Annotated in this window: 11 protein-coding genes; 3 read left to right on the top strand and 8 right to left on the bottom strand. The window is 55.0% G+C overall.

Annotated elements, in window-relative coordinates; all coding sequences use genetic code 11:
* Window positions 1–147: 147 nt before the first annotated feature.
* From H7846_RS10305 to H7846_RS10335, 7 genes are all read right to left on the bottom strand, one after another.
* Window positions 148–1,050, bottom strand: a complete 903-nt coding sequence (locus H7846_RS10305) for a dimethylarginine dimethylaminohydrolase family protein (protein WP_186691894.1) — start codon at window positions 1,048–1,050, stop codon at window positions 148–150.
* 245 nt (window positions 1,051–1,295) lie between these two features.
* On the bottom strand, window positions 1,296–1,475 hold the full coding sequence (locus H7846_RS10310; protein ID WP_158787744.1) for an Rcat domain-containing protein: 180 nt from the start codon (window positions 1,473–1,475) through the stop codon (window positions 1,296–1,298).
* Window positions 1,476–1,655: 180 nt separating this feature from the next.
* Entirely contained in the window at window positions 1,656–2,855 is a 1,200-nt protein-coding gene (locus H7846_RS10315) for a hypothetical protein (protein ID WP_186691895.1), read from the bottom strand.
* 75 nt (window positions 2,856–2,930) lie between these two features.
* Window positions 2,931–3,968, bottom strand: coding sequence for a type II CAAX endopeptidase family protein (locus H7846_RS10320; protein WP_255460545.1), 1,038 nt, complete (start codon window positions 3,966–3,968; stop codon window positions 2,931–2,933).
* A gap of 16 nt (window positions 3,969–3,984) precedes the next feature.
* Complete coding sequence (locus H7846_RS10325) at window positions 3,985–4,872, bottom strand: acetyl-CoA carboxylase carboxyltransferase subunit alpha (protein ID WP_186691896.1); 888 nt, start codon at window positions 4,870–4,872, stop codon at window positions 3,985–3,987.
* A gap of 285 nt (window positions 4,873–5,157) precedes the next feature.
* The gene (gene dnaE / locus H7846_RS10330) at window positions 5,158–8,694 is read right to left on the bottom strand and encodes a DNA polymerase III subunit alpha (RefSeq protein WP_186691898.1); all 3,537 of its coding nucleotides are present in this window, start codon (window positions 8,692–8,694) and stop codon (window positions 5,158–5,160) included.
* A gap of 103 nt (window positions 8,695–8,797) precedes the next feature.
* Entirely contained in the window at window positions 8,798–9,832 is a 1,035-nt protein-coding gene (locus tag H7846_RS10335) for a M20/M25/M40 family metallo-hydrolase (RefSeq protein WP_186691900.1), read from the bottom strand.
* 58 nt (window positions 9,833–9,890) lie between these two features.
* Between H7846_RS10335 and H7846_RS10340 the strand changes: the two genes are divergently transcribed.
* Window positions 9,891–10,577, top strand: coding sequence for an alpha/beta hydrolase (locus tag H7846_RS10340; RefSeq protein ID WP_186691902.1), 687 nt, complete (start codon window positions 9,891–9,893; stop codon window positions 10,575–10,577).
* 87 nt (window positions 10,578–10,664) lie between these two features.
* Here the strand turns inward: H7846_RS10340 and H7846_RS10345 are convergent, their stop codons facing one another.
* The gene (locus H7846_RS10345) at window positions 10,665–11,519 is read right to left on the bottom strand and encodes an alpha/beta hydrolase (RefSeq protein ID WP_186691904.1); all 855 of its coding nucleotides are present in this window, start codon (window positions 11,517–11,519) and stop codon (window positions 10,665–10,667) included.
* Between the two features lie 236 nt (window positions 11,520–11,755).
* On the opposite strand from H7846_RS10345, the gene H7846_RS10350 reads away from it, so the two are divergent.
* On the top strand, window positions 11,756–14,719 hold the full coding sequence (locus tag H7846_RS10350) for a GAF domain-containing sensor histidine kinase (protein ID WP_186691906.1): 2,964 nt from the start codon (window positions 11,756–11,758) through the stop codon (window positions 14,717–14,719).
* Window positions 14,712–16,160 carry a sigma-54-dependent transcriptional regulator gene (locus H7846_RS10355; RefSeq protein ID WP_186691908.1) on the top strand — a complete coding sequence of 483 codons (1,449 nt, stop codon included), beginning with the start codon at window positions 14,712–14,714 and terminating at the stop codon, window positions 16,158–16,160. The genes H7846_RS10350 and H7846_RS10355 overlap by 8 nt, the downstream gene beginning before the upstream one ends.
* Window positions 16,161–16,271: the final 111 nt, after the last annotated feature.

The following is a 16,271-nucleotide window of genomic DNA, read 5'->3' on the forward strand; positions in this document are numbered from 1 at the left end:
GGAAAAGTGAACGAAAGGCGCGTGGGCATTGGGGATTTCGCAGTGCAGAGGTTATGGATTGGGGGGAAAGGAAAATATTGATGCCCGCGCAGGATACGCTAAAACAGCGTCCTGTACGGGCATCGAGGTCAGAGTGTGTTGGCTTGATTAAGGGTGGGCCGGAAGTCCGTGAGTTACCCGAGAGTCGCTGAGGCGGAGGGCAAGAGCTTTCGCTGATCCTCCACCACGGATAAATTCGCTCAGGTTCAGCTCCGTGACGTTGTAGCCCAAGTTCATCAGGCGATTGGCGAGATCAGTCCCCATCGTCCCCATAATGATCTCCCGCCCCAGGTTGATGACGTTGCAGGCGAAGCGAGCAGCTTCGGCTTCGGTGACGACAATGCGCATCTCCGGGGCAAAGGCTTCTTCAATACGGGCCAGCGAGGGCTTGTCGAATGCCTTGGGGAAATACAGCAGGTGACCTTCCGAGAGCGGAGCGAAACAGGTGTCGAGATGGTAGAAGCGCGGGTCGACGAGGTGCAGTGAGCTGACGCCGACGTGCCAGGCATCGGCGACATGGCGATGGCTCTGAAGGCAGGTGCGGACGCCGTGCGCGGCCCAAAGATGGTCACCAGCGGCATTAAAGAGCGCGTCCCCTTCTCCTTCAAAGGATGTCTCACGAGGCGTCTGCCAGAGGAGGAAACCTGCGGATTCGAACCAGCGGCGCAGGTGCTTTTCTTCGGCCTGGCGCTGAGGGTGGGCAAAACTGGAGAGAGCCACAACGCCGTGCTGAACGAGGGCGGTGTGTCCGACGAAGACCATGTCGGGCAGGCCCTTCTGCGCAGGAATCAGTCTCACATCGGCCAAACGCTGAAGGTGGCTGTGAAGCTCCTTCCATTGCGCATAGGCAAGGTCGCGGGAGGGACGATGCAGATTGCCGGCCATCCACGGATTGATGACGTAATCGACGTCATACCACTCCGGTGGACACATCAAGTACGTTGGTCTGTCAAAGTGCGGAAGAGAGGCTAGGTTACGAGAAGATGAATCAGGTGCTGAAATGGTGCTCATATCGAGGGTGGTCCCTACTTTCCGGACTTGAGTCTGCCCGGAGGAAGCGACAGTCGTCAAGTAAGGCGACTGTTATTTTTTGTACAACTTTGATTCCCTATGCTTTCCAGGGAACCCCGTCAAACACAGATTGGACGGTTTGGGTCCTGGAAAGTTTGTTCTGAGATAGGGTGTTCGGGTCGGTTCACTGACCGGACAAGAAAAAAGAGCCCCGTGTAGGGCCCTTTTCCTGCCTTTTCAACGAACTAGAGCTTTTCGAAGAACTCACAGGCCGAGCAGGAGATATAGACTCCGCCGGGAACTCCGCGTTCGCGGTCCTTGACGCGCTTTACGATACGGGTGGGTTTGGAGCACTTGGGGCAATCGGTGCTCTTCTGTGTGTCCATGACCTTCTTACGGTCGCCTGTTTTGGCAATCTTCGCCATAATCTTGCTCTCCTGGTACGAATGTTTCGGCTCGCGCGCTGGGATGCGTGATGCTGGATTCGAGCATCGATCAACATCCGGAACTTCTCAGGGATTGTCCGGGCAAGGCCGCGGTAAAAATCGAAGAAGAAGAACTGCGGTTGTGGCTCTTATGATTTTACAACGTTGCCGGTTCTATGACTACGGGGTGGAACCAAGGTGTGGAGCCTGGGGACGGGTGGGGTCCTGAGGCTGGTTGTTGGGCTGCGCTGTCGTGGGTGGATCCATCTGGCTATTCGGGTCGGCTGGAGAGCCGGGAGCGGCTGGAATCGGTTGACGATCCGCGGACCGGCTGGCGTTCTTGTCGGAAGGATATTGGACTTTGCCCTGCGAATGAGCTGGAGAAGAGGATTCTCCTGGAAGACGTAGCGTCGGAGGGGGAGGCGCGGCACTTTCGTCCCCATCCTTTCCGGGGGTACGATCACCCATGGCAATCTGGCGGGTGTTCGCCGGCATCTCGCCATCTTCAAGTTCGTTCTTATCATGAATCTGGAGAGGCTTACCCATCTCCGCGATCTTCACGAGGGTTACGCGATCGCCAACGAAACGGACAAACTTAACTGTCTGCGGGACATGACCGTAGATCCACTCCTCATAACGCGGTCCGTTGGGATCTTCTCCCTGCTGCTCTCGCAATTTATTTTCCGGAGCTCCTAAGGCTGCCAGAACCATGCGATGGTTCATGCCGACGAGGACATCATGTGCAGCGATGGCATTGCGAAGTCGAGGAGGGAGTGTGTCGGCATAGGCTTGTTCGCCGGATTTGACGCCAAAATCAATCACCGGTTCGAGGAGCGCCTTAATCTCAGGTGCAGAGATGTCGGGGATGCCGCCGGGAAAGACAAGATTGATTCTGGATCCCATTGGCCGTTCGCCCGTAGTCGCTGTGACAGGGTTGTCATTGAACGAAACATGGCTAAGGAAGCGGTGTTTCGCGTAGGGACCGCCGTTGAGGTCGAGGATAATCTGATCGCCTTTGACGGTGAGAGCGGTGATGACAATGCGATCTCCGACCCCGGCAGCCTGGCCTTTCTGGTAGATCATCTGGCGATATTTATCGCCCCCTGGTGAGAGGTCTCCGTTTGCCTTCAGGCTGAAGACGCCGATGGGGATCGGACGGTGAGCAAATCCCTGCTCGGCCTCGAGGTTCCGGACGAGCTCTCGACGCCCACGTTCATTGAGCTTCTCGGAGGAGAGAGGAATATTTGTGGGGGTAAATGAAGTGGAGATATCGGCGGTCGCCGTCTTTTCTCCAACAACAAAGACCTGCGACTGAAGGGCCGGGACGGAAAGGAGAATACATCCTGCGAGGAGAATCCATCTGTGCGTGCGGGTGGCCATGGCAGCACCTCAGATACAGATAACTTTGCGCCTTTTGATTCTATTTTGGCAAGAGGTGGGGACAAATCAAACGATTCAGGCGTCGGGAGGATCTCCCGCGGAACGACCCTGCGGAGAAGTCGGGAGAATCTGAACAAGGTCAGGAGGCCGATTCTGCTGAGCCTGCTCCATGGCAACATGAGCCGCCGGGGGTTTGGCTTCCATCGGATAGCCGCCCGGAATAATGGGGGGATGAGTATAGTTCCAGGCATAGTCGCGAGTGATACGGACAAGCACAATAAGCCCCGCGAGGAGTGCAAGCGCGCTAAGCCAAGCGGCTTCGGGGCCGTAGCTTCCGCCAGTGAGCCAGAGCGGCCCTGAGGCGATGGTTTGAATGAGCACAGAAAAATCTTGGCTTCCGCTGACGGGAAGGCCAAAGAGAACTCCCATACTGGCCATCCATGCAAAACGCATTCCCCAAGCAAGCCAAAGGCCATGGGTCCTGAACCAGGCGACTGAGAAAACGATCCCGGCCCACACCGCAATATAGGTCGCAGGTGAGGTGGCTCCATTGGCGATGGCTTGAGCTACGCCATAGAGCACGGAAAGGATGATGGTCGCCATGACTGGACCGACGATTTCCACCATGCATCGAAAGGGATATCCGCGGAAGATGACCTCGATGATGAGCGAAGAAACCAGCAGTGCGAGAAGAGCGAGGGTGCAATAAAGGAGAGTTCCGGGCTGGGTCCAGAACGTGACGTAGAGATGGCCGGTGAGGGCCAGGGGAAGAACGGTGATGAGAACCATTCCCCAGCCAAGAGCTGCTCCTAAGAGCCATTCTCTTTTCCATGTGGATCGGTTTGGAAGACCAAGAATCCCGCGGGCGGAAGAGCGATGTCGCGCAAGCGTCTCGAGCACCGAGAACCCGACAACGAGCAGGAAGAGAAAGATGAGCGACCGCAGAAGCGGGAGTACAGCATCGATATTGAAGCGATTAGTGAGGCCACGGGCAGAGCTGGTAGCGAGCAGCCGCGACGAGGCCACCCACGCAAGTGCGGCGATAAAACGCACCAGCTGGAGGGTTCGTCCGGTGCGCGGTTGCGAGATGTCAGGGGCGGAGACGGACGACAACAGATGGACTCCGGAGTTATGCGCTGGTCGCTACGGTCTGATCGGATTCACTGGTATAGAACTGAGCGATGTTGCGGAATTTTCTATAGCGTTCTTCGAGGAGCTGACCGGCAGACAAGCTGCGCAATGCAGCAAGATGGAACTGCAACCGTTCATCGACGGTCGCGAAGATCGCTGCGGGATCGGTATGTGCTCCCTCTGGAGGTTCTGCGAGCACCTCATCAACACAGCCGAGCGCCTGCACGTCCGCTGCGGTGTACTTCAGCGCAGCCGCGGCCTGCTGTTTTTTGTTCGCGTCCTTCCACATGATGGAGGCGCAGCCTTCGGGAGAGATGACGGAGTAGATCGCGTTCTCCAGCATGAGGACACGGTCGGCAAGTGCAAGCGCAATTGCACCCCCTGAGCCGCCTTCACCAGTAATGGTGGCGATCGTGGGAACCCGGAGGCGGGACATCTCGAGCAGGTTTCTCGCAATGGCTTCGCTCTGTCCGCGCTCTTCTGCGCCGATGCCGGGATACGCGCCAGCCAGATCGATGAAGGTAAAGATGGGGCGAGAGAATTTTTCGGCGATCTTCATCGCGCGAAGAGCTTTGCGATAGCCTTCGGGATCGGGCGAACCGAATTTGCGGGCGACACGCTCCTTGAGGGTACGGCCTTTCAGGTTGCCGATGACCATAACCGGCTCACCATGAAACCAGGCCGTGCCACAGGACATTGCCTGATCGTCACCAAAAGCCCGATCACCGTGAATCTCGCTAAAGCCTGTAAAGATCGCCTGAATAAAGTCCATAGGATAGGGACGTTGCGGATTTCGTGCCAACTCTGTCCTGACCCAAGCTTCTGGAACCGGAGGAGGAGCGGCTGGGATGCCATGCGTTGCTCTGCCTGCTTCTTTTTCGGCCATATCTTCCTCTTGATTGTATGCGATCCATGACAATAGTGCCCGGTTGCCTGTTCAGGGCAAAACAACGGACGTATCCCGGATAGAGTAAGTGCGAAACGCGCGGGGTCCGGTGCTGTCAGAATCTCTGCGCCTGAGGGCTTCAGGGTCTGCAAGATGCAAATGCAGGTCCCTTCAGGACAGGCTCTTCGCTCAGGATGACACCCTAAATAAGGGGAGTTCTCGACTTCGCTGCCGTCTGATGACGCCAACTTGCTCGGAATGACATATCAGGTGAGTCGGGTCAGGTTACTCGATAACGCGGACACTTCCCTGACCCACCAGTTCTTCGACGCGATCGATGAAGAGACGGTCGGCGGCCACTGTGACACCATTGGGTTCGAGTACGGCGCAGAACTCGCCCGGCTCTTCGAGGTCGAGAAGAAGTTTGCCCTTTCCGGGTGCGGCGATCAGGATGTCGTGAAGCTTTTCGAGCAGAGCTGCGTCAGGGTTGTGGAGTGGAACTTTGATGCGAAGAGCCTCGGGAAGCTTGATCTTGACGTCTTCGAGTGCCTGAATATTGGAGATGGCAAGTTTGGGGGCCGAGTCTTCTTCGCCACGCAGGACACCGCGAATCATTACCGGAACTTCAATCTTGAGTTTTTCTGCCAGCTTTTCGTAGGACTGAGGAAACGCAATCAATTCGATTTTTCCAGTCGTGTCTTCGAGCGTGGCTTGCGCGTAGAGTTCGCCGGAGCGCTTAGACTTTGCGACCTTCAAGCCGGTAATCACACCGGCTATTTGAATTTCGTTTTGTGGCTGCTCGTCGCGGCCTCTGCGGAAAACCTGCGGTTCTGGCTTCATCTCACACGCAGTGGCTGCCTCGACGACCTTGAGGTTTCGCAGCTTTTCCCGGTACTTGTCCATCGGGTGACCGGAGACGAAGAAGCCCAGAACTTCTTTTTCGTTCTGCAGGCGGGTGTGTTCATCCCACTCGGGGACGTTGGGCAAAGCCTGGTGGTCATTGGAGGAAGCGGAAGGGTCGGAATCGAAGATTCCAAACAAGCCATGCTGGCCGGCGGCAGCATCTTTTTGGGCCTTCTGTGCCTGTTCAATCGCCCTGTCGAGTGCGGCAGTCGTTTGAGCGCGAGGGCCGAAGCTGTCCATTGCGCCAGCCTTGATGAGCGATTCGAGGACACGCTTGTTGAGCTTACTGAGATCAACCTTTTCGCAGAACTCCCAGAGGCTAGCAAAACCCTGGTTCCCTTCCTGGCGGAGTTCGGCACGCGCCGTGAGGATGGACTCGATGGCGTTATGACCGACGTTCTTGATGGCGGCGAGGCCGAAACCGATGGCTTTGCCGTTCTCCGTGAAGCTGGGAGTGAAGTTAGCATCGGAGAATTGCACGTTGGGCGGAACGACGGGAATGTTCATCTCGCGGCATTCGCCGATGTACTTGACGACGTTTTCGGGCTTGGAGGTTTCACTCGTGAGCAGGGCGGCCATGAACTCGACCGGGTAGTGCGTCTTGAGCCAGGCGGTGTGGTACGCGAGCAGAGCGTAGGCAGCCGAGTGTGATTTGTTGAAGCCATAGCCTGCGAACTGCTCCATCAGGTCGAAGAGCTGACCGGCTTTGGTTTTGTCGAATTTGAGCCCGACGGCACCTGCCATGAAGAGGTCGCGCTGCTTGGCCATCTCTTCGGCAATCTTTTTCCCCATCGCGCGACGGAGGAGATCGGCTCCTCCAAGCGAGTAGCCGCCGATGGCGGAGCTGATCTGCATGACCTGCTCCTGATAGACGATGACACCGAGGGTCTCTTTGAGGATGGGCTCCAGCTCATCGAACATGTATTCGACAGCGCGACGTCCCCATTTGCGCTCGATGAAGTCGTCGATCATGCCGCCCTGAATCGGGCCAGGGCGGTAGAGAGCATTAAGAGCGGTGAGGTCTTCGACAGTGGTGGGCTTGTAACGGCGGAGCACATCGCGCATGCCGCCAGATTCAAACTGGAAGATGCCTGAGGTAAGTGCGCGATGGAAGACCTGTTCGTAGGTCTTCTCGTCGTCGAGCGGAACCTTTGCCATGTCAACGTCTGCACCTGTGGTCTGCTTGATCAACTTGAGGCAGTCGTCGATAACGGTGAGAGTAGTCAGCCCAAGGAAGTCCATCTTGAGCAGGCCCATTTTTTCGACGGCCTTCATGTCATAGGCCGTGACGGTTGCTTCGTCCTTGGTGCGAGTGACGGGGACAAGCTCAGTGAGGGGCTTGGGAGCGATGACCACACCGGCAGCGTGAACACCAGCACCACGTACAAGGCCTTCGAGGCGCATGGCCGTGTCGATGAGCTCTTTGATCTTGGGATCGCTATCGTAAGCGGTGGCGAGAGGCCCGCCATCTTTGAGAGCCGCGCCGATGGTGATACCGATCGTGGCCGGGATCATCTTGGCGATGCGGTCGACTTCACCATACGGCATCTCAAGAGCACGGCCTACGTCCTTGATTGCGGCTTTCGCCGCCATCGTGTTGAAGGTAATGATCTGCGCGACCTGATCGTTGCCGTACTTGCGTTTGACGTACTCGATGACCTCGCCACGACGGTTCATGCAGAAGTCGATATCGATATCGGGCATGGACACGCGTTCAGGATTGAGGAAGCGCTCAAAGAGAAGCTCGTTCTGAAGAGGATCGATATCGGTGATCTCCATGACGTAGGCAACGAGAGAGCCGGCGGCGGAACCACGACCCGGTCCAACGGGAATTCCCTGCTCTTTGGCATACCGGATGAAGTCCCACACAATCATGAAGTAGCCTGGGAACTTCATCTGCTTGATGCAGTCCAGCTCGCGATTGAGGCGTTCTTCGTAGTCGGCGATGGTCTTGCGAAGTTTTCCGGTCTCGCGAAGGTGCGCGACGGCAGTATCAAGACGCTTGCGAAGGCCTTCCCGGCAGACCTGCTCGAAATAGCTATCGAGGGTGTGGCCTTCGGGCACGGGGAACTCAGGGAAGGGATTATCGACCTTGTTCAGCTTGAGGTTGCAGCGGTCTATGAACTGCATGGTGCGAGTACAGACTTCAGGGTTGTCGGCGAAAAGACGATGCATCTCGTCGGCCGACTTAATGTAGAACTCCTGAGTATCGAACTTGAACCGATTGGGATCGTTCATGCTTCCCGCGGTCTGGACGCAGAGAAGGATCTCGTGTGCGCGAGAGTCATCGTTGGCGACGTAGTGGCTGTCGTTGGTCGCGATGAGAGGGATTCCGAGTTCCTTCTCCATACGGTAGAGGGCTTCGCGAACCGGCTTATCGGGTTCGAGGCCGTGGTCCTGTACTTCGAGGAAGAAGTTTCCTTTGCCGAACATGTCTTCGAACATGCCGGCGGTCTTCTTGGCGTCGTCGTACTTCCCTGCCATCAGATGCTGGTTGAGTTCGCCTGCAAGGCAACCGGAGAAGGCGATGAGCCCCTTGGTATGGTGGGAGAGAAATTCCTTAGAGACACGAGGTTTGCGGTAGAAGCCGTGAAGGGCGGCCTCGCTGGTGAGGCGGACAAGATTCCGGTAGCCCTCCTCATTTTCGGCCAGCACCAGAAAATGGTTGTATCCACCGGACATTTCGCGGTGGTCCGCAGTCTCGGATAGATAGAGTTCACATCCGAGGATGGGCTTGATGTCCTTCTTCTTCATGGCATCGAAGAAGTGAACGGCGCCAAAGATATTGCCGTGATCGGTCATGGCGGCGGCCTTCTGACCGATCTTGCTCAGATGACTGGCGAGTTTATCGACGTCGCACGCGCCATCGAGGAGAGAGTAATCCGTGTGCAGATGGAGGTGGGTAAATTCGGCAGCCATGCTTCTATGTTAAGCCCGTTTGAAACGGGCCGCCGATGAGGAAAACGAGGGCGAAATTAGCAGGTATCGTTCTGGGTTCAACACGGGATGACGACACCATCGCTCAGCTAACGAGACTGGTGGCGAGGTTGTAGTACAGATCAACGGATTCGAGGAGTTCTTTCTTGGCGATCCTCTCATCTGGGGTGTGGGCGACGTGGATCGAGCCGGGACCTAAGAGGAAGGGTTCCCCCCAGGCGGTGAGAGATGGAATATCGGTGGTGAATTTTGCCACCATCGTGGGAAGGTCGCCAACTTTGCGCATCTTCACGAAGGGCAGATCGAGGGAGAAGGACACGTCTGCACGATCGCCGACGACGTTCAAGATATTCTGACGAATCTCTTCGGACGGACCAACGAGCCGGATCAGGAGATGGGCCTCGGCTTTATCGGCAATTACGTTCGGAGCGCGTCCCCCCTCAACCAAGCCGATGTTGAGCGTAGAAGGACCGATCTCAGGCTCGGCCGGGAGAGGCATGGCCAGGACATCATGCAGCGCCTCGATGAGTTTGTTGATGGCGGATTCTCCAAGTTCGGGATAGGCGGAGTGGGCCATCCTTCCTTTTGCGCGGAGTTCCACACGCAAGGCACCCTTGGAGGCAAGCGCGAGGCGATTCTCAGTGGGCTCGCCATTGATAAGGAACTTCGACCCTTTGGGATGGAGGTTGGCTTCTTTGGCACCTGCGGAGTCGCGCTCTTCTCCAACAACAAAGAGCAGGCCGACTTTAACCCCGGCTTCGCGAAGGCGTTCGGCCGCGGCAATCTGAGCAGCAATAATGCCTTTTGCATCGCAGGTCCCGCGTCCGTAGAGAAACTCTTCATCTTCGCTGGAAGCGAAATACGGTGGGACAGTGTCCATGTGTGTGGACAACACCACGTCCGGCGTGACGCCGGACAGTGCGGCATAGACATTGAATCGCTCACCATCCCCTGCTCCCGGCGTCAGAACGCGATCGGGTTGCGAAACCGGCATGCGCTCCACCTGATAACGCTCGCGCTCGAGAAAGGCATGGAGGAAGGCTCCTGCACGGCCCTCGTGATAGGTGGTGGATTCGATGTCGACAAGCTGCCGGGTGAGTTGAATGGGATCGACGGGCATAAGTTATTCAAGGATACGACACTGTCCTCGATACACTGGAGAACGAGCGATAAATACGATGATCTCTTCTCAAGCACCTGTAATCCAATCCATTGATGATCTCCGTGGAAGTGCAGGCAAATTGGAGGCCGTGCTGAATAGCGGCAGCGCAGATGCACGTTTTGCTGCGATGGTTTGTCATCCACACCCATTGGGTGGAGGGACGATGCATAACAAGGTCGTCTATCACGCGATGAAGGTCTTCTCCGGACTGGGTCTTCCGGTGCTGAGATTCAACTTTCGCGGTGTAGGTTTGAGCGAAGGGATCCATGATCATGGACGAGGAGAACTGGAGGATGCACGTGCCGCGTTGGACTGGCTGGATGCTACTGTTCATCTTCCTGTCCTGATGACCGGGTTTTCGTTTGGGTCTTTTATTGGGCTGCAAGCAGGATGCGGCGATCCTCGTGTGAGGGGGCTTGTAGGTTTAGGGGTTCCTTATCGCGCGGAGGGTCGGAGTTATACATATGAATTTCTCGAAAAATGCACCCAACCAAAGCTCTTTATCAGTGGGACGGAGGATCAATTTGGTCCTCGTGCACAGGTTGAACCGATGCTGACTCGGGCAGCCGATCCGAAGAGGATTGTATGGATTGAAGGTGCGGAGCACTTCTTTCAAGGAACACCGAACTTTCCCGGAGCCAAATTGAACCAGATGCAGGATGCAATGCGGGAATGGCTGAAAGAAGAGTTCGGACTGGGATAACGAAAACCGCAAATCCGTTGACCTCGTTGTTGCAAAGGCTCTCAGGATGACACTTTTAAGATGTCAAATTTGAGTTTGTCGATAAGCCTAACGTTGCGGCAGAGGTGCCGTGAGCCACTCTTTCATGGCGCTATTGCAGGCTTCGGGCATCTCTTCGAAAGGGATGTGACCGACTCCAGGCAGAACGATCAGGTTTGAGCGCCGCAGCTTTTTTCTGAGTTTTGTGGCGGAGGCCAAACCAACAGCCCGATCGCGATCTCCCCAGACCAACAGGACGGGTTTTTCAGCAAGAAGTGTGAGAGATTCGCGCAGCTCCTTCATGTCAGTTGACCATCCATGAACAATGCTGAGAACGTGATCGATCGTTCCGGGAATGTGAAGACCTTCCGTATAACCATCGAGCGCCTCTTGCGGAACCCGCGCGGGGTTTCCATACATTCGGCTGAGCGCCGTGGCTTTGAGCGTTCGTGGAAGCCAGGGAATCTGACGCGCAAACCACATTCCGAACCGTGTCTGATAGAAGGCGATCAGTTGTTTTCCTAAATCACAATACGGATTCGCCGGAGCGAAGAGCACCAATCGACGGACACGATGCGGATGGCGTGCCGCGAGCATCATGGCAACTGCGCCGCCATGGGAGTGCCCTGCTATATCGGAGGTTTCGAGCCCCAGAGCATCCATACACGCGGCAATTCGGTCTGCGGTTGCTTCAAGGCTCGAATCGAGTCCTCGAATACGTTCGGATTCCCCCATATTGAGGAGGTCCACCGCATACACTTCAGCATGTTGTGCCAGAAAATGAATGTTCTGCTGCCAGTTTTTGGCTGAGCCAACGAGTCCATGTAAGAGAAGGAGAGGGGTGCCTGAGCCAGCTCGATGAAAATGGAGACGGGCCCCATTTACAGAGACATACCCTTCCTGGACCTCGACTTCAGAACGCATGAACCCCATCGACCTCTTCTTTTAATGTTACAGGAAGATTAAATTTCGAAGGTCGGTATTTTCAGCGCAAGTTTTGTGATGAATGGCGGAAGGTGATTTTTTGGCATTAGCTATCTCAAAATTATGAAAGGGGTTATGATTTTTCATATGTCGCGATGGGCAGATTGGCGCAAATCGCTGCTCAATCACAGACGTAATGTTTGGCACGCTATGTGCTCGACGTTGTTTAAGGTTCCATGAAGAACGCTGCCCAAACGCGTATTTTGGCGATCGCTCTTGCGATCGCGACCCTGGCGGCCTGCGCACTTGCATTAATCAATTTACAGCGGGAAAACGGTTTTGAAGTTCCGACGGACGGAGTGACCTGGGTCGAAACTTCTGGGGGACTTCAAGCCCAGTATGTTCCTGCGGGGTCTCCGGGATTTCGCGCGGGTATTCGGAGCGGAGATTATCTTACCGGGGTCAACGATCACCCGGTAAGCCAGATGCCAGCCTTAGTGCGGCAGATGTTTCGCAGCGGAATCTGGGCCCATGCGACGTACTCGATTTTGCGGCCAATTTCTCATAGCTCAGATTTGAAGAATGCGGCCCGGCTCGATATTCAGGTCATTCTGGAGCCGACGGACCGCTCGATCAATCAGGGACTTCGGTTTATCGCTCTTGTTTATCTTTTCATCGGGCTTTACGTTTTATTTCGTCGATGGACTGCACCGAAGTCAACACACTTTTATGTCTTCTGCCTGGTGTCGTTTGTCCTGTACTCATTCAAGTACACCGGAGAACTGGATACCTTCGACTGGATTATCTATTGGGGCAATATTATTGCCGGCGCGTTGCAGCCGGCATTGTTCCTGCATTTTGCTGTCAACTTCTCTGACGACTATCGGCAGCCCGCAAACCAGCTCGGTCGGCGCATCCTTTGTACGGCCCTCTATCTCCCAGGGATCTTCCTTATTGGGTTGCAGTACTGGGCGCTACATTACTGGGCAGCAACGGGCATTCTCCGTCACAGACTGGATCAGATTTCGGTAGCATACCTCGCGTTTTACTATGTGATCGCGGCCATTGTTTTCTGGATTCGTTATCGCACAACGGATTCTCCCCTCGAACGCCAGCAGTTGAAATGGCTGACGCGCGGCACCTTGTTAGCCGTAACGCCGTTCACACTGGTTTCCGTTCCCTATCTCGCAGATGTCCATGTTCCCAGCTTGCTTACGAAGCTGGCCGGACTCTCGCTCGTCTTTCTGCCACTGACATTCAGCTGGGCGATTGTTCGTTACCGCCTGATGGACGTAGACCTTATCTTCAAACGCGGTGTTACATATACGCTTGCGACCGCGTCGCTTGTTGGACTTTACTTTGGTGTCGTAGCTGTAACGGCCGAGATGGTTCATGCGCGGTTGCCAAGCCTGCGGACCTGGGGGCTTTTGCTGGCCATCATCGTCACCGGTCTTATCTTCGATCCGCTTAAGCGAGCAATTCAGGCCCGAGTGGATCGCATGTTCGATCAGCGGCGCTTTGACTATCGCGAGACTCTGATCGAGTTTGGCCGTGATCTCAATTCGCAGACGGACCTTCGGGCGCTGCTGGATTCGATTGTCGAGCGTTTGCCTGAAGCTCTTCTGGTTACTCGCGTGGCGGTCTTTCTTGCACGCGAGGGCGAGAACCTTCGTTCAGGCCAGTCATTTGAGCTCGCGGCATCGCATGGTCTGATGAATCTTTCATCGGGCGAGCTGAATCCATTCGATCTTGGTTTTCTCGATTTTGATCGCCCTACAGCGAACAACCATATCTTTCTTGAGAATCCCCAGCAGGTTCTACGTCTGCCGGAGGTGCAGCGGCTCTCAGCTGCGCGCCTTGATCTGAACTATTACGTTCCTTGTCGGGTCGCGAACCGGGAGGGTTCTGGGACACGAACTGTAGCGGTGATCGGGCTTGGCAGGACGCATGATGGCGACTTTCTGTCGAGCGAAGAAATGGAAGTTCTGGAATCGTTGGCGGGCTATATTGGAATTGGAATTCAGAACGCCCAGCTCTATCGCAGGCTCGAACAGAAGATCACCGATTTTGAGCGACTCAAAGAATTCAATGAGAATATCGTCGAATCCATTAACATCGGCATCTTCGCGGTGGATCTGGAAGATCGGGTGGAGAGTTGGAATGCTCAAATGGAGGTCATGTTCGCAAAGCCACGCGCGGAGGCACTGCGTCAGCCCATTTCAGCGCTGTTCCCTGCTGATTTTGTCAGCCGGTTCAATTCGGTTCGCGAGGAACAAGGAACCCATACTCTCTATAAATTCCGTCTAGTTCTTCCGACAGGAGAGTCCCGCGTCGCCAATATCGCGATTGCCCCATTGGTCACTCGTAACTTCGTTACGATTGGCCGCATCATCCTGGTCGATGACATCACAGATCGCATCCAGATGGAGGCGCAGCTGACTCAGTCCGAGAAGCTTTCTTCCATTGGCCTGCTGGCCGCGGGCGTTGCCCACGAAGTCAATACGCCGCTGGCGGTCATTTCAAGCTATGCCCAGATGCTCACGAAGCATATGCGGGATGATGAACGGCTGGCTCCGGTGCTAGAAAAGATTACGCAGCAAACGTTCAGGGCATCAGAGATCGTCAACGGCTTGTTGAATTTCTCCCGTACCAGCGGGAGCGAATTTACGAATGTCGATCTGAACGAACTTTTGCGGGATACTCTTGTTCTACTTGAACACCAGCTCAAGACAGCGCAGATTCGGGTGGAGACTAACTTTGATCCTCAATTGCCTCCGATTCATGGAAATCGCGGCAAGCTTCAGCAGGTGGTGTTGAACCTGATGCTGAATGCCAAGGATGCCATGTTCGGCCTTCCAAATTCGACGCTACGCATCGCTACTTTCCGCGGTACAGGCCGTGTTTTAGTGCGTATTCAAGATACGGGCAGTGGCATTGAACGAGAGCATCTAAATCGTATCTACGATCCTTTCTTTACAACCAAAACCAAACCACAGGAAGGTGGACACAAAGGAACTGGACTGGGATTGGCTGTGACCTACGGTATCATGCAAGAACATGCAGGCAAGATCCATGTTGAGAGCGAAGTCGGTGTTGGAACGGCTTTTCAATTAGAGTTCCCGGTCTCGGCCGGAAGAGTACTGACGCCTCCGATCGTCGCTGCCATACAGGAATCCGACAGGAAAACCATTCATGCCTGAAATAAGCACAGAGACTATTACAGAAACCACTGATTCTCGTCCTGCAAGTCGCATTGCTGGAAGTCCACGCATTCTGATCATCGATGATGAGGTAGCGATCCGTGAGTCTCTTGAGACGATGTTGGCGCTCGAAGGTTTCACCGTGGTGCTGGCCACGGAAGGCACATCCGGAATGGAGCAGCTTGCCAAGAACCAGTTTGATTTGCTGCTACTCGATCTGGCTCTTCCAGGCGAGAGTGGAATGGACCTGCTGCCGCGCATCGTAGAGATGTATCCAACGCTTCCCGTCATCATGATTACCGCCTTTGGGACAATGGGAAATGTCGTTGAGGCCATTCGTGCGGGCGCAGAAAATTTCGTTCAGAAGCCGTGGGACAATGAGAAGCTTCTGGCAGATATCCGGACAGCAATCGCGCGTCATCGTGCTGAAGAAGAGGTTATCCAGCTCAAGCGCACGTTGAAGCAACGATATAACTTCGAAAATATTGTCGGCAAAAGCGAGCCGATGCTAAAGCTGTTTGATCTGATTGCTCAGGTTGCTCCCAGCCGGTCGACGATCCTCATCCAAGGAGAGAGTGGAACTGGAAAGGAATTAATCGCAAAGGCGATTCATTCCAATTCTCCTCGTCGTGAGCGTCCGTTCGTTCCTGTGAATACTGGCGCAGTTCCATCGGAGCTACTGGAATCTACGCTCTTCGGCCACGTCAAAGGAGCGTTTACCTCTGCGATATCTGCTAAAAAAGGGCTCTTTGAAGTCGCGAATGGCGGCACACTCTTTCTCGATGAGATCGGCACTATGACGATGGACATGCAGGCGAAGATCCTTCGTGTTTTGCAGGATCGCCGGTTTATGCATCTCGGAGGAACACAGGAGATTCAGGTTGATGTACGCATTATTGCTGCAACAAACGTGAACCTGCAGGATGCAGTGCGGGCGGGTCGTTTTCGCGAAGATCTGTTCTATCGCCTGAATGTGATTACGCTCGAACTTCCTTCTCTTCGCTCGCGTCGCGAAGATATTCCGCTGCTCGCAACGCATTTTCTGAAGCTGTATGCCGCGGAAAATGGGATGGAGGAGCGCTCTCTTTCTCCCGAGGCCCTGCGTGTACTGATGGAGTATGAATGGCCTGGAAATGTTCGCGAACTGGAAAACGCGATGGAACGCGGAGTAGTTCTTTCAACGGATAAGACGATCCACCCGGAACTTCTTCCTGCCCAACTGACGGGAAATACTTACACCGCAAATATCCTGGAGCAGCAGCCGAATGCTTCCCTATTCGACCTGATGGAAGAGATCGAGCGCCGCATCATCGCGGATCGGCTTGAACGTTGCCAATGGAACCAGACCGAAGCGGCGGAATATTTCCGTATTCCTCTTTCGACTTTGAATCAGAAGATCAAACGTCTGAACGTCGAGATCAAGAAGCGAAATCGAGAATAAGCCATCCACGAAGAGCCTACCCAGCATTCCTGTGTGCGTGAAAAATGCGGGGATCTCTCCGCTCGTCTAACGCTCGGTCGAAATGACATGGGATGAGGACAATACAGGGAT

It is taken from the genome of Edaphobacter sp. 4G125 (assembly GCF_014274685.1).
In the GTDB taxonomy this organism is placed as follows: Bacteria; Acidobacteriota; Terriglobia; order Terriglobales; family Acidobacteriaceae; genus Edaphobacter.